The sequence below is a fragment of the Sphaerisporangium krabiense genome, assembly GCF_014200435.1.
Taxonomy (GTDB): Bacteria; Actinomycetota; Actinomycetes; order Streptosporangiales; family Streptosporangiaceae; genus Sphaerisporangium; species Sphaerisporangium krabiense.
This window is the reverse complement of the sequence record NZ_JACHBR010000002.1, coordinates 464,464-482,695: the sequence shown is the minus strand read 5'-3', so window position 1 is coordinate 482,695 and position 18,232 is coordinate 464,464. Positions and strand designations below refer to the sequence as shown.

Here is an 18,232-nt window from a genome sequence, read left to right as displayed (position 1 = left end):
TGGGGCTGCGATGAGAATCCTCTCCCGGCTGCCCGAGGCGTGGCGCCGGCCGCTCGCCGTGACCGGCTGTGTGGTGGCCGCCGCCTGGCTGGTGATCGCCGTCGCCGCTCCCCTGCTCGCGCCGCACGACCCGCTGGCGCAGGATCTGCCCCGGCTCGCCTCTCCCGGGCCGGGACACTGGTTCGGCACCGACCAGCTCGGGCGCGACATCCTGTCGCGGGTGATGTACGGGGCACGGGTGTCGATCCCGCTGACGCTGCTGCTGGTGGCGCTGTCGCTGCTGATCGGCGGCGTCCTCGGCGCCTGCGCCGGATACTTCGGCAGATGGGTGGGCGAGGCGATCATGCGGCTCGCCGACCTCGTCTTCGCGTTCCCCACCGTCATCCTCGCCATGGTCGTCGCCGCCGCGCTCGGCGCCAGCCTCACCAACGCCGTGCTCGCCGTCCTGGTCGTCGCCTGGCCCGCCTACGCCCGCGTCACCCGCGGCCTGGTCCTCGGCATGCGCGAACGCGAGTTCGTGCTCAGCGGTCGCCTGCTCGGCTTCTCGGCCTGGCGCTCGCTGCGCGTGGACGTCCTGCCCAACGTCACCGGCCCCATCCTGGTGCTGGCCACCCTCGACATCGGCACGGCCCTGCTGCTGCTGTCCGGACTGTCGTTCCTCGGCCTCGGCGCCAAGCCGCCCTCCCCCGAGTGGGGGGCGATGGTCGCCTCGGGCGTGGAGGTCTTCGACAGCTGGTGGGTGGCCACCTTCCCCGGACTCGCCATCCTCACCGTGGTGCTGGCCTTCAACTTCCTCGGCGACACCCTGCGCGACGCCCTGGACCCCCGCACCGCCCGCGCCATCAAGGAGCGTGCCCTGTGAGCCTTTCCGGCGACGTCCTGCGCGTCGAGGGCCTGACGGTGGGCATCGGCCCGCACGAGATCCTGCGCGGCGTGGATCTGGCCCTGGCCCCCGGTCGTGTGCACGGGCTGGCCGGCGAGAGCGGGTCCGGCAAGACCATGACCGGCCTCGCCGCCCTTGGGCTGCTCCCGCACGGCGCGCGCGCCTCCGGGCGGATCCTCCTGGAGGGCCGCGATCTGCTCGGGCTGCGCCCGCGGGAGCTGAACGCCGTGCGGGGCCGCGAGATCGCCATGGTCTTCCAGGACCCCGCGACCAGCCTGCACCCCATGCTGTCGATCGGACGCCAGCTCACCGAGCACATGCGCCACCACCTCGGCATCGGCAAGGCCGAGGCGCGGGCGCGGGCCGTGGACCTGCTCGGCCAGGTGCGCATCCCCGGGCCCGCGGCGGCCGTGGACCGCTACCCGCACCAGTTCTCCGGCGGCATGCGCCAGCGCGTCGCCATCGCCGTCGCGCTCGCCTGCGGGCCGAAGATCCTCATCGCCGACGAGCCGACCACCGCGCTCGACGTCACCGTCCAGGCCGGCATCCTGCGGCTGCTGCGCGGCCTGTGCGACGACCTGGGGCTCGCCGTGCTGCTGGTCACCCACGACCTCGGGGTCATGTCCGCGGTGGCCGACGACGTCAGCGTCATGAAGGACGGCCTCGTCGTGGAGACCGGCCCGCGCGGCCGGGTGCTGCGCGAGCCGGAACACCCCTACACCCGCGCCCTGCTGGACGCGCTGCCGAGGGAGGGCCAGTGAGCCTGCTCACCGTGGAGGACCTGGTCGTCGACCACCGCACCCCGGGCCGCCCCGCCGTGCGGGCCGTCGCGGGCGCGAGCCTCAGCGTCGCGGCCGGCGAGGTCGTCGGGCTGGTCGGCGAGTCCGGGTGCGGCAAGTCCACGCTGGCCAGGGCCGTGTGCGGGCTCGTCCCCGCCGGCGGGGGCGCGATCAGGTTCGAGGGCGGGCCGGTGAGCCGCCTCGGCCTGCGCCGCAGGGACAAGGCCCTCACCAAGATCCAGATGGTGTTCCAGGACCCGTACGCGTCCCTCAACCCCCGGCGGCGGGTCGGCGCGCAGATCGCCGACGGCCTGGAGACCGCGGGCGACCGCGGCACCACGCCCGCGGGAATGCTGGAGCGGGTCGGCCTGCCCGGCGCGATGGCCTCGCGCTACCCGCACGAGTTCTCCGGCGGTCAACGGCAGCGCATCGCCATCGCCCGCGCCCTCGCCGCGCGGCCCTCGCTGCTCATCGGGGACGAGCCCATCTCGGCGCTGGACGCCTCCGCGCAGGCGCAGGTCGCGACGCTGATGCGCAACCTCGCCGTGGAGTCCGGGGCCGGGCTGCTGTTCATCAGCCACGACCTGTCCGTCGTGCGGCTGATCGCCGACCGCATCGCGGTCATGTACCTCGGGAAGATCGTGGAGACCGGCCCGACGGCCGAGGTCTGGGCCGCCCCGCGCCATCCGTACACCCAGGCGCTGCTGCGGGCCGTGCCGGAGGCCGACGGGCTGGGCAGGCTGCCGCAGGAACTGGCCGGGGACGTCCCCGACCCCGCCGACCCTCCGCCGGGCTGCCGCTTCCACCCGCGCTGCCCGATGGCGATGGACGTGTGCGCGGAGAAGGAGCCCGCTCCCGGACCGGTGTCCTGCTGGCTGTACCCGTGAGAGGTGAGGCCGGGGCCCTCGCGGGGATGGCGGAGGCGGGACTGGACGCGCTGGTCCTGCGGCCCTCCCCCGACCTGCGGTACGTGGCCGGGCACGACGCCTCGGGCTTCCTCGTCCTCGCCCCCGGCCGTCCGCCCGGGTTCGCGCCCGACGCGGCGCGCGCGGCGGCGCTGATCCCCCGCGCGGCGTCGCGGGTCGCCGTGGACCCCGAGATGCGGGTGCGCGAGCTGTTCGCGCTCGGCCTGACCGCCGACCTCGTGCTCGCCTCCGCCGTGCTCGCGCCGCTGCGGGCCGTCAAGCGGCCGGAGGAGCTCGCCGCGATCGGGAAGGCCGCCGCCGTGGCCGACCTGGTGCTCACGACGGCGCCTCGCCTGCGGTGGTTCGGCGGCACCGAGCGGGCCATGGCGGCGCGGCTGGCCGCGGAGTCGGGCGCGTCCGGGCTGGTGTCGGTCGTCGTGGCCGCGGGCGAGAACACCGCGCGCCCGCGCCACCTGCCGGGCGAGCGGGTGATCAACCCCGGGGACGCGGTCACGATCCGGGTGACCGCCCGGCACGAGGGCTACCACGCCCACGCGAGCCGCGCGTTCGTCGTGGCAGAGCCGCCCGAGGACTTCGACGCGGTGCACGCGGTGCTGCTCGCCGCGCGCGACGCCGCCGCCGACGCCGTGCGGCCCGGCGTGACGGCCGCCGACGTCCACGCGGCGGCCGAGGCCGTGCTCGACGAGAGCGGGTACGGCGCCTACGTCTCCCCCGGGCTCGGCCACGGGGTCGGCGTGGAGCCCGCCGAGGGCCTCGGTCTCACCGCGGACGACCGCACCGTCCTGGCCCCGGGCATGACGGTGCTCGTCGAACCCGGGATCCACGTGCCCGACCTTTACGGAGCGCGGGTGGGAGATGTAGTGGAATGCACAGAGACCGGGGCCCGCGCCATGACCCGAGCGCCCGGCGCGCTTCTCGTCCTTGACCCATAGTTTCGCGCCCCTTGCCTCGTAGCGGCCCTGACCTCGAACGATCCACATTTAGTGTGATCACGAGGCGGACAGGGGGGCGCGGTGGTCTTCTGGCGCGAACGGTCCGTGCGGACTCGGTTCACGGCCGTCGCGAGCACCGTGATGGCGCTGGCGTGCGCGGGCATGTGCGCGCTCGTCCTGGTCGGCACGCGGTACGCCGTCCACCAGTACCGGCTCCACCAGATCACGCTGGTCCACCTGCGCGTGGCGCAGCTCATCAACCGCGGGCACCTGCCCCCGGTCATCGCCGACCGGGCGGCCGACGGCATCCAGGTGGTCGACGGCAAGGGCCGGATCGCCGCCGCCTCGCCCAACCTGATCGGCAAGCCCTTGATGGCGCGCTTCGTCCCGCCCGACCATCTCGCGCACCTCGCCAGGGCGGTCTGCTCGGCGCCGGGCTTCCCGGGCGAGTGCGTGCACGTGGTCGTGGCCCGGCACGCCAACGACGGCCAGGGCGACTGGCTGGTCTACGCCGCCGGCCGCACGCCGCCCTGGTACGTCGATCCCGGGCTGTTCGCGCTGCTCGCCGCCGGGTCGATGGCCCTGGTCGCCGTCACGGGGTTCGGCACGCACCGCATGGTCAGCAGGACCCTGGTCCCCGTCGACCGGGTGCGCGCCGAGCTGGCCGAGATCACCGCCTCCGACCTCAGCCGCCGCGTGCCCCTGCCGCCGCACCGCGACGAGATCCGCTGCCTCGCCGAGACCGTGAACCAGACGCTGGACCGGCTCCAGGAGGCCGCCGAGCGGCAGCGCCGGTTCGCCTTCGACGCCTCCCACGACCTGCGCAGCCCCATCACCGCCATGCGTGCCCAGGTCGAGGACGCCCTGGCGCACCCGGAGGACGCCGAGTGGCTCAAGATCGCCGAAGCGGTGATGGCCAGCCTGGACCGGGTGCAGGCCATCGTCACCGACCTGCTGGACATCGCCCGCCTGGACGCCGGCGGGCGGGTCAGCCGCGACCACATCGACCTCGCCGAGCTGGTGCGCACCGAGACCGGGCGCCGGGCGCGCGGCAAGGGGCTCGTGCTGGACCTGCAGCCCGGCGTGGTGGTCGGCGGCGACCGGCTGCAACTCGCCCGGCTGCTCACCAACCTGCTGGACAACGGCGAACGGCACGCCGCCTCCACCATCACCGTGGCGCTACGACGGGAAGGCGAGGACGCGGTGATGGAGGTCGTCGACGACGGCGAGGGCATCCGCCCCGAGCACCGCGAACTCGTCTTCCAGCGCTTCACCCGCTTGGCCGCCAGCCGCGAACGCGACAAACACGGCACCGGCCTCGGCCTCGCCATCGCCCGCGAAATAGCCGAACGCCACGGCGGCACCCTCACCATCGAGGACTCCCCCAAGGGCGCCCGCTTCGTCCTCCGCGTCCACACCCTTCACCTGATGAAGAACCGCACCCTCACCTGACAACACCACCGCCCGCACGGCTCGGTCGCGCGTGAGCCCGGGCCGCCGTCCAGATCAGCACGCGCGAACGAGCTCCACGAGATCGGGCGCGGCGCCGAGGAACTTCTGGTCACCGCTGAGCAAGGTTTCGGCCCCGGCCTCCCGCGCGGTCGCGATGATGAGGGCGTCGGGCATCCGCAGCGTCAGGTCTCGCGCTCTGAGCAGAGCCGCGCTCTCGGCCGTCGCCTCGTCCACCGCGACGATCCGATCGATGGCCGCGGACCGGAACTCCGCGAGCGCCTTCTCGGCCACGGGCCCCCTGCGGAGGGCCCCGACCCGGAGCTCAGTCCAGGTGATCACGGAAACGGCGAAGCTCGCCGCCTGCCCCTCCCAGCGGCGAACCGCGTCCAGGGCGCCCTCGTGGAGCGCGTCGCCGGGATCGAGGAGACCGGCGACGATGTTCGTGTCCAGCATCACCGTGGGCACGCCGTCAGTCCCAGCTTTCGCGGCTCGCCTCGACGTCCACGGCTTCGGCGAAACCCGGAACGGTGCCGACGACGCCCGTGAAACGGCTGCGATGCCGCCGGATGACGATGTCGCCCCCCTCCTCGGTGATGTCGATCTGGTCACCGGGCCCCAGCCCGAGCTTGCGCAGCACGGCGGCCGGCAGGGTCACCTGGTTCTTAGTGGAGATACGCGCGGGCCCCGCGCGCCTGGCCCGTGTCCTTTCGCGGTGCTCCATAACCTTTACTCTAACCATCACAGGTAAAGGTTAAACGATGTCACGCACTGCGGTCATGATGATACGCATGGTGACCCTTATTCCGGCGGCGTGGGAATCGACGCGGCTCCGGGCTCAGCGGTAGGCCGCGACGGCGGTCTCGCCGATGAGGGTGTCGACGGTTTGGGCGATCTCCAGGACCGGCCCGGAGTGCTCACCCGCGATGGTGCGCAGGCGGCCGACGAGACGGCTCGACGGCTGATTGATGTAGAGCGTCGACTCCAGGCGCAGCACGCCGACCAGTCCGCACAGCGCCGCGTAGTGGGCGTCGGGGGCTCCCCGGGCTCCGGTGGTGGCCTCGCGCACCCCGGCGCGCGCGCGTACGGCCGGGGTGGTGTCGACGGGCTGGTAACGGACCTGGGAGAGCACGCCCAGGCGGCGCCTGGTCACCTTGGTGAGGACGCCGGCGGCGACCAGGCTTCCGCAGGTGCGGTCGTAGACGTCCTCGGCGATCTGCTTGATCCAGAGCTTGAGGTCGCGGTTGGCCCGGTCGCTCAGGATCGCGGGGATGAGGCTGTCGGCGACCATGTCGCCTATCGGGGTGCGATCGTAGACGGCGAGCCGGCCCTGGGTGACGTTGACACGGCCGCTCAGGGTGAGGTCGAGCAGTACCGCACCGGCCAGTCCGAGACGCAGGGACGGCGGTTGGATCAGCGGCTTGCCATCGTCGTCGTGAGCGATGAGGTACAGCTCCTGATGGAGCGACGGCCGGTTCAACACGTCGGGGTGCTCCCTTACTGGGTGAAGCCGGACAGGTCGGGTCGGCGGCCCCTGACGTACACCGCGATCATGATCAGTGCGCCGACGGCCAGCCAGATCAGCCCGAGCCGCTGCGCCATGACGTTCGCGTTGATCACGACGAAGACGAGGATCACCGTGCCGACCAAAGGCACGATCAGGTGGGACAAGAGATCGGTCGATCGCTGCCGGAGCACGTAGTGGACGACGACGGACACGTGCAGGACGATGAAGGCGACCAGCGCCCCCATGTTGATCATGCTGACGAGCAGGCTCACACCGTCATCGCGGACGGACATCCACAGTCCGAGCACGACGGACAGGGCGGCGACGAGAAGGGTCGCGTTGACCGGCACCGAGTGCTTGACCGACACCCTCGCCAGGAAGGCCGGAAGCTGCCGGTCGCGTGCCATCGCGAAGAGCAGGCGTGACACCGCGACCTGCGCGACCAAGGTGTCGGCCAGCCCCCAGGAGATCGCGGTCGCGATCGACGTCGTGTGCTGCAGCCAACTGCCGCCGGCGACGGCGGCGACGTCGTAGAAGGCGGTGCTGTGGTCTCCTTCGGCCAGCAGCGCCGCCGGGTTCTGCACGAGCAGGGCGGCGACCCACACCTGCACGATGAACAGCACCCCGGCCAGGATCAGGGCGACCTTCATCGCCTTGCCGACCTGGGCCGAGCCGCCCTTGGACTCCTCGACCAGCATGCTGACGCCGTCGAAGCCGAGGAAGGACAGCACCGCGAAGGAGGCCGCGCCGAACACCACGGGCCAGGAGATCGTGTCCGCGCTGAACAGCGGCGCGAAGCTGAAGCCCTGCCCCTTGCCCTGCATGAGCGCCCACACGCCGGCCGCGAGGAACAGCGCCAGGACGATCAGCTCCGCGACGATCATGACCTTGGTGAGCGACAGCGTCACCTTGATACCGCGCAGGTTGATCACCGTGTTGACGATCACGAAAACGATCAGCCACGCCCAGACCGGCACCGCGGGCACAGCGGCGTTCATGGCGATCGACGCCAGCAGATAGAGCAGCGTGGGAGCGAGGAGGTAGTCGAGCAGAATCGCCCAGCCGGTCATGAAACCAACCGGGCGCGCAATACCGCGTCCCGCGTAGTTGTACACCGATCCGGACAGCGGGAACGCCTTCACCATCTGCGCGTAGGAGCTCGCGGTGAAGAGCAGCGCGATCATCCCGATCAGGTACGCCAGCGCCGGCATGCCGTTCGACACGCGGTAAACATCACCGAAGATCGCGAACGGCGAGATCGGTACCATAAAGACCAGGCCGTAGAACACCAGATCGGCAAGGCCGATGCCCCGCTGCAATTCCTGGCGGTAGCCGAACCGCTCGATAGTCTCCTGCGGCTGCATAGCAGCCTCCATATTCCGTTTTTCTTAGAATGCGAAGTTTGTCCGGCCCGTCGACCGACGGCATGCTCCATCGCCCGGGGACGTAGGGGATGATCCTTCCCTAGCGGGCGGGCATGCCGCAAGCCACCAAAGCGACCGGCCGATTCATCGCGGGCCGTGACCGCCAAGGCTTGCCCGGGCAAAGGCCGGCGGTCAGGGGACGGAGCGGATCTTCCAGACCAAAGCCGCGCCGAGGAGGGTCAGGGCGCCTGCGGTGAGGTAGAGGATCGGGTAGCCGCCGAGGCTCGCGACGATGGGGCCGGCGATCACCGGGGCGAGCACCTGGGGGCCCGAGTTGGCGATGTTGATGACGCCGAGGTCCTTGGCGCGGCCCGCCGCCGCGGGGAGTACCTGGGTGATCAGGGCGTTGTCGACCGCGAGGTAGATGCCGAAGCCTATGCCGAGGATCGCCGCGGCCACCGTGACGACCGTCCACTGCGGCCAGAACGCCAGGAGCACGGCGGGGACGGCGCTGATGGCGCCGGAGACGGTCACCAGGGTCCTGCGGCGGCCGAGGCGGTCGGAGATCGCGCCACTGGCCACCGTGGTGAGCACGACGGTCGCGGTGTAGATCAGGATGAGCACGAGCAGGCCGTCCTCGGCCTTGCCCCCGGGGAAGACGCGCTCGTAGTGGACGGCGTCGGTGAGGAAGTACAGCAGGTAAAGCAGGACCATGGCGTTGCCGAGCTGCATGAGGAAACGGGTCAGCCAGGCCCAGGCGAAGTCGGGATGGGCGCGCGGGCTGATCCAGAAGCCGCGCAGGAAGCCCGCCAGGCTGAAGGGCGGGCGCCGCTCTCCCGGCAGCGGGGCGTCCGGGGTGGCGAGGACGAACGGGAGCGCGCACAGCGGCACGAGCCCGCCGATCAGGAGATATCCGGACTTAGTGGTCGTGACGACGATCGTCACCAGGACGACGGCGAGCACCACCCCCAGCGTCTGCGGGATGCCGATCCACCCGGACACCGCGCCGCGCTGGCGCACCGGCACATGATCGGGCACCCCCGCCGTCAGCGCGGCCTGCATCGCGTTCAGCCCCGCCTGGGCCAGGCACCATCCGATCACGACGCCCGCGACCGTGCCCTGGAAGGCCAGGAAGACGAGCGCGAGCCCTCCGGCCACGGCGCCGAGCAGCGTCCAGGGGTGGCGCCGGCCGAAGCGCCCCGTCGTCCGGTCCGACAGCGCCCCGGCCACCGGGTTGGCGATCATCGCGACGGCGGCGCCCACGCCCGTCACCCAGGCGAGGGCGGTCTCCTTACCGCCCGGCGCGACATCGGCGGCCTGCTGCGGCAGCAGCACCTGCAACGGCCCGAAGTAGGCCATCCACAACCCGAGGTTGGCCAGCGAGATGAGCCCGACCCAGCGCGGCCCCACACGGGTGACCGGTTCGGCGAGGGCGAGAGGGACGTCATATGGCTGCTCGAGCGGAGGCGGCGTGCTCACGAGACGTTGCTCCAAGCGATGGGGGGTGCTGGGATGGTAGTCCTCCCGCCTCCCACGAGAAAGACCCGCTCCGCGTTGATCGCGCCGGGTTTCCGCCTTCCGTGTCGGCGGCGCGTGGTCTCGGACGGCGATACGTCCCTCGCGGATCACTCCGGCAGGCCGGTACGACAGATCTACGGCTTCCACGCAAGGAGACGAGGAGCCTATCCGTGGTGACGAGAACGGCCCTGGACCTTTCGTTCTCATCGGTACGTCGCCGGGCCGCCGTGGATGTGGTTCCGCGGGTGGCGTGGGGAGATGGCACCATGGCAGCGTTCGGAAACGTCCAGGAAAGGTCATCTCGCGTGAGGCGATTCCTTACGGTGCTGTTCGCGGTCTGTGCCGCACTGGCGCTGGGTGTGGCGCCCGCCTCGGCCCATAACGCGCTGACCGGCAGTGACCCCAAGGACGGCGCCCGGTTCTCCGCCATGCCCGGCTACGCCACGCTGACCTTCGACCAGTCCGTGCGGGCGGACTTCGCCCAGATGGCGCTGACCGGCCCGGGCGGCGCCGTCGCCAAGCTCACGGTGCGGGTCGCGGACAACGACGTGATCGCGGCCCTCCCGGCCTCGGCCGCGCCCGGCGACTACGTCATCGGCTACCAGATCCTGTCCAACGACGGCCACCCGGTGACCGGGAAGATCGGCTTCACCGTCACGGGGGCCGCGAGCGCGGCGCCGGCGGCCCCGCAGTCGCCTGCCGCGCCCGAGACGCCTCCCGCGGGCACGGTCGCGGCCGGCAGCGTGCCGCCGCCGAGCAACGGCGGCTGGGTGTGGGGGCTGCTGGCGGCCGCGCTGCTGGTGTCCGGGCTCGGCATCCGCGTCGTCGCCCGGCAGAGCCGCGCGGCGAAGGGCGAAGGCGCATGAGCACGACCGGCGCCGCCCAGGACCCTTCCCCCGCGACCGGCGCCATGCAGGACCACTCTCCCGCGTCCGCCGCCATGCGAGACCCCTCTCCCGCGACCGCCGCCGCCCAAGGCCCCTCTTCGGTGACCGCCACGCACGACGCCGGGCCCGCCGCCGACGACAGCCCTGTCACCGTTCCTCCCGCACCGGTGGAGGTCCGGTGGGGGCCTGTCCGTGCGATCGCCGGGGCCGGGCTGGTGGCCGTGCTCGTCGCGGCGTGGTGGACGGCGGAGGCGGGGGTGCCGGGGATCGCCGCGCCGGGGCCGTTCGTCGAGTACGGGCTGCCGGTGGCGCGGCTCGTCATGGACTTGTGCGCGCTGGCGACGGTGGGGTTGAGCCTGCTGCCGCGGCTGGTCGGGTTCGACGAGCCGGGGCGCGCCGAGGCCGTGCTGGGCCGGGCGCGGAGCTGGGCGGTGATGACGGCGTTCGGCTGGGCGCTGGCGGCGCTGACCACCATGATCCTCAGTGCGGCCGAGGTCACCCCCGGCCAGGCGCCCGATCCGGCCACCTACGTCGCCCGCATCGGGGCGGGCCAGGGGCTGGTGATCAGCGCCGCCATCGCGCTGATCTATACCTTCTTCGCCCTGCTGGCGGTGCGCTTCGGTGAGAAGGTGCCCGCCGAGCTGCGGGTGGCGATCGCGTTGTTCGGGCTGCTGCCGCTGCCGGTCAGCGGACACGCGTCCAACTGGTACTGGCACGACCTCAGCATGGTCTCGATGGAACTGCACGTCGCCGGCGCCGCGCTGTGGACGGGCGGGCTGGTGACGCTCGCCGTGCTGCTGGCCCGCGACCGCGACCTGCTGGCGCGCGCGCTGCCGAGGTTCTCGCGGCTGGCGACGGTCGCGCTGCTGGTGGTGGGCCTGTCGGGGCTGTTCAACGGGCTGGTCGAGCTGGCCCTGTCGCCGACGACGAGCCTGCCCTGGTCGCTGGTGACCACCCACTACGGGTGGCTGGTGGTCGCCAAGACCGTCTTCGCGTGCGTCATCGCGGTGCTCGGGGCCCGCATCCGCTGGCGTCTCCTGCCGGCGGTCGCCGAGCGCCGGGCGACGGCGTTCGCGGCGTGGGCCGTGCTGGAGATCACCGTGATGGGCCTGGCGTACGGCGTGGCGGTCGCCCTGACCCGCGCGCCCGTGGCCTGACCCGTGCGCCCACGGTGTGAGCCGCGCCCCGTGTCACCGGGGCGCGGCGACGGGGCTAGGGGGTGGCGGGGGCGCCGACCGGCGGGAGGACCGGTTCGGGGCCGCGGGTGCGCCGGCGGGCGTACCACTCGACGCCGAGCCAGGCGCCCGCGAGCAGGACGGCGCTGACCGGGGCGGAGGCGAGCGGGAACGGCGGCGCGTCGAGCACGGCGTCCTGGGCCATGAGCCCGCCGTAGACGGCGGCGGTGACCAGGACGGCCCCGCCCACCGCGCGGACCAGGGGGATCTTGAGCATGAACGCCACGTCCACGCAGACCGCGACGGCGAGCAGGAAGAACGGCACGGCCGACGGCGGGAAGTTCATGGCGTACAGCAGGGGCCACAGGATCGTGCGGAAGGCGACGTACACGCCGGCCACGGCGGTGGCGGTCCAGCGGCGGCCGACCAGCATGCGGGCCACGACGAGGACGAGGACCGCGGCGACGCCGAACCACATGGGGTACACCCAGTCGGGGACGGGGAGCGTGAACTTCTCGACCATCCCGCGGTCGACGGAGCGGCCCATCTGGTCGGCGGCGAAGTTGAGCAGGATCGGCTCGGCGTAGTGCACGCCCCGGTCCCAGGCGGCGAGGCTGAGCACGCCGTACTCCTGGTGCTCGCTGGGGAACAGCACGTTCTCCAGCAAGAACACGAACAGGCCGCCGAGCACGAGCGTGCGCAGGCGTCCGGGCGGCGCGGAGACGTGCCAGCCGCGGATCACGCCGGCGATCATGAAGGCGGTGCCGACGTAGAGCAGGACGTGGGAGGGACTCCAGGAGGTGATGTCGATGCCGTTGACCCGGTGGTTGATCAGGTCGATCGGGATCGCGATCAGGAAGATGCCGGTGCCCCACTGGATCAGGCGCTGCGCCGCGCGGTCCACGCCGTAGCCGGTGTACCCGTGGATGATCGTCAGGGCGACGACGATGGCGGTGCCCACGCTGTTGATCAGGTGCGGCGGGGCGAAGTCGTCGCGCAGCCACTTGAAGTGCCAGGAGACGTCCCATGACGCGCCAAGCACTTTCAGGACGAATGCAACGATCCATGAGAAATAGAGGACGCGCAGGAGGTCCGGGGGCGTCTGCCTGCCCGCGGGGCCCCGCGTCCAGTAGGGCAGAGCCCACTCGATCACCTGGGTGGCTCTGTCCTTGATGCCCGCGCCGTGCTTCACGCGAAGAAATGATGCCGGTCCTCGACATGTACCGCAATCGGGGATTACCCGGAGAACACCCCACCTGGAAGCCGCGTCTCAGCGGGCTCTCAGCGCCGATCAGTAGGCTCACGGCATGAAGCTTGGGGGGAGGCGGCCGGTCGCGCTGATCGTGGCGGCCGTACTGGTGGCGGGCGCGGCGATCTGGGTCCTGTGGCCGTCGTCGCCGCCGGTGCGGGCGATCGACCAGACGATCCCGGTCGTGGACGGCCCGCGCGACGACCAGCGGGTCACGCTCGACACCACCTTCTTCCCGCCCGCGGGCGGGAAGAAGGGGCCCGCCGTGCTGCTGGCCCACGGGTTCGGCGGCAGCAAGGCGAGCGTGCGCGCCGAGGCCGAGCTGCTGGCGCGGCGCGGCTACGCCGTGCTGACCTGGTCGGCGCGCGGGTTCGGCGCCTCCGGCGGGCAGATCGCGCTGAACTCGCCGGACTACGAGGTCAAGGACGTCCGGCAGCTCGTCGACTGGCTGGCGAAACGGCCCGAGGTGGTGCTCGACGGGCCGGGCGACCCGCGTCTCGGGGCGGCGGGCGGCTCCTACGGCGGGGCGATCACGCTGATGGCCGCCGCCTACGACGCCAGGATCGACGCGATCGTCCCGCAGATCACCTGGTACGACCTGGCCGACGCGCTGTTCCCCGACGCCACGGGGGCCGGGCCGCTGCACGGGGTGTTCAAGCGCATGTGGGCCGGGCTGTTCTTCAGCAGGGGCGCCGACTCGCCGCTCGCGCCGGGCGGCGGCCTGGCCGCGGCGCTCGGGGGCGGCGCGGCCGGCGGCTCCGGGACGTCGGGCGGCTCGGGGACCTCCGGGGGCCGGGGTGGGTCCGGAGGTCCGGCCGGGGGGACGCCGGACGTGCAATGCGGGCGGTTCCTCCCGGAGATCTGTGCCATGTACGCGGAGGTGGCGACGACGGGCCGGGCGACCGCCGGCGCCGTGGCCACGCTGCGCCGGTCCAGCCCCGTCTCGGTGCCGGGCAGGATCCGGGTGCCGAGCCTGCTCATCCAGGGCAAGCGGGACTCGCTGTTCCCGCTCGGGCACGCCGACGCCAACGCCAGGGCCATCGCCGCGACCGGCGCGCCCGTGGAGGTCGCCTGGTTCGACGGCGGGCACGACGGCGGGGACGGCGAGGCTGACTGGGTGGCCGACCGCACGATCGGCTGGTTCGACCGCTGGCTGAAGAAGGACGCCGCCGGGGCCGGGGAGGCGTTCACCGTCACCCGGGACGGCGGGCGCGACCCGGGCACGCGGCGCCCCGTGCTCGTCCACGCCGTCGCGGGCCGCTATCCGGGCGTCTCGGGCGCCTCGCGCACGTCCGTCCCGCTCTCCGGGCCCGCGCAGCCGGTGGCCGTCCCGCCGGGCGGCTCGCCCGCCGCGATCTCCAGCGTGCCGGGCATCGGCGGCCTGCTCGGCAACCTCGGCGGCTCGCAGGCGGCGGGCCTGGCCCTGGACATGCCGGGCCAGGCCGCCGCGTTCGAGTCGGCGCCGCTGGCCGCGCCGCTGCAGGTCACCGGATCCCCCACGGCGGGCCTCACGGTGTACGGGACGGGCGAGGTCACGCTGTTCGCCAAGGTCTACGACGTCGGCGGCCAGCGCCCGGCGCTGCCGCAGGGGCTGGTGGCGCCGTTCCGGGTCACCGCCACGCCCGCGGGCACGCCGGTGACGGTGACGCTCCCGGCGATCGACCACCGGTTCGACGCCGGGCACCGGCTGCGGGTCGTGGTCGGCACCACCGACATGGGGTACGCCTCGGGCACCTCCCCCGCGGTGTTCCGCGTGGCCGCCGCGCCGTCGCTCACCGTCCCCACCGACCCGGCGCTGCGGACGGCCGCGACCGGCCCGTCCTGGTGGACCTGGGCGCTGCCCCTGGCGGCGCTGGCCGTCGCGGTCGCGCTGGGGCTGGCCGGACGCGGCCGGCGCGCGGACGCCCCGGACCCGTCGCTCGCGAACGTGCCGCTGCGCATCACCGGGCTGACCAAGAAGTACCGCGACGGCGAGCTCGCCGTGGACGGCCTGTCGTTCCGCGTGGAGCGCGGCCAGGTGCTCGGCCTGCTCGGGCCGAACGGCGCGGGCAAGACGACCACGATGCGCATGACGCTCGGGCTGATCCACCCGGACGCGGGCGAGATCCGCGTGTTCGGGCACCGCGTGACGCCGGGCGCGCCCGTGCTGGGCCGCGTCGGCGCGTTCGTGGAGGGCCCGGGTTTCCTGCCGCACCTGACCGGCAGGGAGAACATCGACCTGTACTGGCGGGCCACCGGCCGTCCGGCCGAGGAGGCCCACGCCGCGGAGGCGCTGGAGATCGCCGGGCTGGGCGCGGCGCTGGACCGCGCGGTGCGCACGTACTCGCAGGGCATGCGGCAGCGGCTGGCCATCGCGCAGGCCATGCTCGGTCTGCCCGACCTGCTGGTGCTGGACGAGCCGACCAACGGCCTCGATCCTCCGCAGATCGCCGAGATGCGCCGGGTGCTGATCCGGTACGCGCGGCACGGCCGGACGGTGATCGTGTCGAGCCACCTGCTCGCCGAGGTGGAGCAGACCTGCGACCACGTGGTGGTCATGCACCGGGGCCGGCTGGTCACGGCGGGCCCGGTGGGCGACCTGCTCGGGAACGCGCCCGCGGGCGGCGCGCCGGGGCGTCTGGAGGACGTGTTCCTCGACCTGATCGGAGACGGCGGAGGCAGGGCATGAGCGGACCGGCGCGGACTGGCGCGAGGGAAACGGCGGCCGGGAACGGCGCAGGGCGGGTCACCGGAGCCGTGCGGGGCACGTTGCCGTTGCGGGTGGAGTTCGTGCGGCAGTTCCGGCGGCGGCGGACGCTGGTGATGTTCGGGCTGCTGCTGGCGTTGCCGTGGATCCTCGTGGCGGCGTTCGCCCTCGGTCCCGCGCCCGCGCAGCAGAGCACCCTGCGGCTGTCGGACCTGGCCACCCAGGGCGGGCTGAACTTCGCCGCGTTCGTGCTGTCGGTGTCGGCGACGCTGCTGCTGGTGGTGGCCGTGGCCCTGTTCTGCGGGGACACGGTGGCGAGCGAGGCGAGCTGGTCGTCGCTGCGCTACCTGCTGGCCGCGCCGGTGCCTCGGGACCGGCTGCTGCGGCAGAAGCTCGTGGTGGCGCTGGCGTACTCGGCGACGGCTGTGGTGGCGCTGCCGTTGATGGCCCTGCTGGCGGGCACGGTGGCGTTCGGGTGGAACGACATCCGCCTGCCCGGCACGGGCGAGACCATCGCGGCCGCCACGGTGCTGCCGCGCTTCGGGATCGTGGTGGGCTACGCCCTGGTGAGCCAGCTCGTCGTGGCGGCCCTGGCGTTCCTGCTCTCGGTGAGCACGGACTCGCCGCTGGGCGCGGTCGGGGGCGCGGTGGGGCTGGTCATCGTGAGCAACATCCTGCAGGCGGTGGAGGCGCTGGGCGTGGTACGCGAGTTCCTGCCGACGTTCTGGAACACCGCCTGGCTGGACGCGCTGGCACCGGAGCTGGACTGGAGCGGCATGACCAAGGGGGCATCGCTCTCGGTGACCTACGCGGCCGTCCTCGTCGCCTTGGCCTTCCGCCGGTTCCGCCGCAAGGACGTCGTCTCGTAGCGTCCCGCCGCCCCCCGGCGGGGCGGCGCGGCACCCCTGGTGTGTCCGGGATCCCAGATGTGGTCGACTTTCTGTGCGACATAAGGGGTTTGAGGGAACATCAGCGCCGCGGGTCTGAAATGATCCTTCCGGTAATCCTGTCGGACATCGAGAATGACGGACAGTGACTGATGCCCCCCATCGATCAATTGACCACGTACGCGGCGGACAATCCGCTCGGAGCGGCCATCATCTGCGTGTCCACTCTGGTCGCCCTCGTCCTCGCGTACCTCGCCCTGCGCGCCGCCTACCGCGCGGCGTCCCGCGGCTATCAGAAGTTCGCAGCGAACCGTCCGGCAGAGGACATCCTGACCATCGTCGCCGCCAGCATCGCGACCGGCGTGTCCGCCCAGGGCATGTGGCGGTTCTCCGGTGACGTGCTCGGGTTCGACGGGCCGCTGCGCCTGCTGCTCTTCGCGTTCATCGAGGTCGCGGTGATCACCAGCGCCGTGCGCGCCCGCCGCAACATGCGCGAGAACTTCTCGGCCGGCATCGACGGCATGGCCGTGTGGGTGCTGACCGGCCTGTCGGCGGTGCTGTCCAGCCTGGACGCCCGCAGCCTCGCCGAGGCCATCTTCCGGCTCGCCGCCCCCCTGGTGGCCGCGTGGCTGTGGGAGCGCGGCATGGCCATCGAGCGGCACCGCATCACCGGGCGTTCCCGCATCAAGTGGCGGTTCACCCCGGAGCGCGCGATGGTCCGGATGGGCCTCGCCGAGGTCAGCGACCGCACCGTGACCGAGGTCGATGCGCACCGCAGGCTGACCCGCGTGGCCCTGGCCGCCAAGCGCGCCCGCGCGCTGCGCGAGGCGGGCGCCTCCGACCGCAAGATGCGCGCCGCGCTCGCCAAGCTGGACCGCATGATGGACCAGGCCGTCGAGCACACCGGCCTCGCGGTCGACGCCGAGCGTCAGGAGGCCCTGCTGTCGCAGATCGGCGCGCTGTACAACACGAGCGCCCTGATCGACCTGCGTCCGCCGGTGCCCTGGGAGCCGGAGCAGGAGCAGCCCGCCCCGCAGGCCCTTCCGGTGGCGAGCGGCCGCCCGGTCACCTACATCGCCGACGTGGACGACGACGAGGACGCCGCCGTGACGGTGGAGCCGGCGCCCCAGGTGGTCGACACGGCCCAGCGCGCGGCCCTGATGCGCGCGGCGCGCCAGTACTGGGACAAGCAGATCGAGCGCAGGTTCGTGCCGCGCGCGGCCGACATCGCCAGGGAGACGGGCGTCTCGCTGGCCGCTGCCCGCGAGTACCGGGCGCTGTGGAAGCTGGAGCCCCGGGCACACGCGCTGATCGAGGCCGCCTACAACGAGCACGGCATCATCGACACCGGGACGTTCCCCGCCATCGTGGTGCCGGACGGCTCCGACGCCGAGGACAGGCCCATGGGCGACGAGCAGTTCCTGAGCGACGACCGGCCCATGAGCGATGACCGGCCCGCGAGCGAGGAGCCGGTCCTCAGCCTGAACGGCGCGGGCGCGGCGCACCACGCCTGAGCGTCACGGCCCCGGACACGCGGACGGACATGCGAGAAGCCACGGCCCCGGAGAGAAGATCTCCGGGGCCGTGGCTTCCATGCTTCAGGCCCGGCGGAGGTGTCCGCACGGGCCGGACGACGGGCGTCAGTCCCAGTGCGGCGGGCGCTCCTCCAGCAACCGGGACACGTCGTCGGACGATCGCCACTCGCCCCAGGCGGAGTCACTCTCGTCGCTCGTCTGGTCGGGCAGCACCGGCGGCCCCTCGTCGGAGAGGTCCACCGGACGCAGGTCATCCGGCTCATGCACAGTCACGGGGACAATGCTACGCGCCCGGGGACCGTCACGATCGCCTGGTCGGCCAAGACTCCCTCGTTTCCCGCCATACCCCTAATAACTGGTTCCGGGCCGTGCCGAGCACCGGCACGCACCCGCGGGGCGTCTCGAGCACGGGGACGCCCTCCGGCCCGCGCGGGTACGATGCGGGCAGGACGCAC

Annotated in this window: 17 protein-coding genes; 10 read left to right on the top strand and 7 right to left on the bottom strand. The window is 72.8% G+C overall.

Translation table 11 applies throughout. The features are described 5' to 3' along the window. Positions 1-10 precede the first annotated feature (10 nt). From BJ981_RS30160 to BJ981_RS30140, 5 genes are all read left to right on the top strand, one after another. Positions 11-862, top strand: a complete 852-nt coding sequence (locus BJ981_RS30160; RefSeq protein ID WP_184616813.1) for an ABC transporter permease — start codon at positions 11-13, stop codon at positions 860-862. After that, on the top strand, positions 859-1,644 hold the full coding sequence (locus BJ981_RS30155) for an ABC transporter ATP-binding protein (RefSeq protein ID WP_184616812.1): 786 nt from the start codon (positions 859-861) through the stop codon (positions 1,642-1,644). Before BJ981_RS30160 ends, BJ981_RS30155 begins: the two co-directional genes overlap by 4 nt. Next, entirely contained in the window at positions 1,641-2,549 is a 909-nt protein-coding gene (locus tag BJ981_RS30150) for an ABC transporter ATP-binding protein (RefSeq protein ID WP_184616811.1), read from the top strand. Before BJ981_RS30155 ends, BJ981_RS30150 begins: the two co-directional genes overlap by 4 nt. 26 nt (positions 2,550-2,575) lie before the next feature. Next, complete coding sequence (locus BJ981_RS30145) at positions 2,576-3,520, top strand: M24 family metallopeptidase (RefSeq protein ID WP_184616810.1); 945 nt, start codon at positions 2,576-2,578, stop codon at positions 3,518-3,520. Between the two features lie 105 nt (positions 3,521-3,625). Beyond that, positions 3,626-4,972, top strand: coding sequence for a HAMP domain-containing sensor histidine kinase (locus BJ981_RS30140; protein WP_239139287.1), 1,347 nt, complete (start codon positions 3,626-3,628; stop codon positions 4,970-4,972). Between the two features lie 54 nt (positions 4,973-5,026). Here BJ981_RS30140 and BJ981_RS30135 read toward each other — a convergent pair whose 3' ends face one another. The 5 genes from BJ981_RS30135 to BJ981_RS30115 form a co-directional block, all read right to left on the bottom strand. Then, positions 5,027-5,437 (bottom strand): type II toxin-antitoxin system VapC family toxin, encoded by a 411-nt coding sequence (locus BJ981_RS30135; RefSeq protein ID WP_184616809.1) that lies wholly within the window; start codon positions 5,435-5,437, stop codon positions 5,027-5,029. Positions 5,438-5,441: 4 nt separating this feature from the next. Beyond that, positions 5,442-5,693, bottom strand: coding sequence for an AbrB/MazE/SpoVT family DNA-binding domain-containing protein (locus BJ981_RS30130; RefSeq protein WP_184616808.1), 252 nt, complete (start codon positions 5,691-5,693; stop codon positions 5,442-5,444). Positions 5,694-5,807: 114 nt separating this feature from the next. Further along, complete coding sequence (locus BJ981_RS30125; RefSeq protein ID WP_184616807.1) at positions 5,808-6,452, bottom strand: GOLPH3/VPS74 family protein; 645 nt, start codon at positions 6,450-6,452, stop codon at positions 5,808-5,810. Between the two features lie 14 nt (positions 6,453-6,466). Beyond that, a complete protein-coding gene (locus tag BJ981_RS30120) occupies positions 6,467-7,840 on the bottom strand; it encodes an APC family permease (protein WP_184616806.1) in 1,374 nt (457 codons plus the stop codon). Between the two features lie 192 nt (positions 7,841-8,032). Then, on the bottom strand, positions 8,033-9,319 hold the full coding sequence (locus tag BJ981_RS30115; RefSeq protein ID WP_239139288.1) for an MFS transporter: 1,287 nt from the start codon (positions 9,317-9,319) through the stop codon (positions 8,033-8,035). Between the two features lie 344 nt (positions 9,320-9,663). On the opposite strand from BJ981_RS30115, the gene BJ981_RS30110 reads away from it, so the two are divergent. Both BJ981_RS30110 and BJ981_RS30105 read left to right on the top strand, forming a co-directional pair. Continuing rightward, on the top strand, positions 9,664-10,224 hold the full coding sequence (locus BJ981_RS30110; RefSeq protein WP_184616804.1) for a copper resistance CopC family protein: 561 nt from the start codon (positions 9,664-9,666) through the stop codon (positions 10,222-10,224). After that, on the top strand, positions 10,221-11,402 hold the full coding sequence (locus BJ981_RS30105) for a CopD family protein (RefSeq protein ID WP_221315412.1): 1,182 nt from the start codon (positions 10,221-10,223) through the stop codon (positions 11,400-11,402). Before BJ981_RS30110 ends, BJ981_RS30105 begins: the two co-directional genes overlap by 4 nt. Before the next feature lie 55 nt (positions 11,403-11,457). On the opposite strand, the gene BJ981_RS30100 is transcribed toward BJ981_RS30105, so the two are convergent. Continuing rightward, entirely contained in the window at positions 11,458-12,612 is a 1,155-nt protein-coding gene (locus BJ981_RS30100; RefSeq protein ID WP_239139289.1) for a hypothetical protein, read from the bottom strand. 115 nt (positions 12,613-12,727) lie between these two features. Between BJ981_RS30100 and BJ981_RS30095 the strand changes: the two genes are divergently transcribed. From BJ981_RS30095 to BJ981_RS30085, 3 genes are all read left to right on the top strand, one after another. Continuing rightward, positions 12,728-15,337, top strand: coding sequence for an alpha/beta fold hydrolase (locus tag BJ981_RS30095; protein ID WP_184616803.1), 2,610 nt, complete (start codon positions 12,728-12,730; stop codon positions 15,335-15,337). Between the two features lie 68 nt (positions 15,338-15,405). Continuing rightward, positions 15,406-16,224: an ABC transporter permease gene (locus tag BJ981_RS30090; RefSeq protein ID WP_311745818.1), complete on the top strand. Its 819-nt coding sequence runs from the start codon at positions 15,406-15,408 to the stop codon at positions 16,222-16,224. A 188-nt stretch (positions 16,225-16,412) separates the two neighbouring features. Continuing rightward, positions 16,413-17,756, top strand: a complete 1,344-nt coding sequence (locus BJ981_RS30085) for a hypothetical protein (protein WP_204070298.1) — start codon at positions 16,413-16,415, stop codon at positions 17,754-17,756. Positions 17,757-17,882: 126 nt separating this feature from the next. Here BJ981_RS30085 and BJ981_RS30080 read toward each other — a convergent pair whose 3' ends face one another. Next, positions 17,883-18,050: a hypothetical protein gene (locus BJ981_RS30080; protein ID WP_184617794.1), complete on the bottom strand. Its 168-nt coding sequence runs from the start codon at positions 18,048-18,050 to the stop codon at positions 17,883-17,885. Positions 18,051-18,232 lie beyond the last annotated feature (182 nt).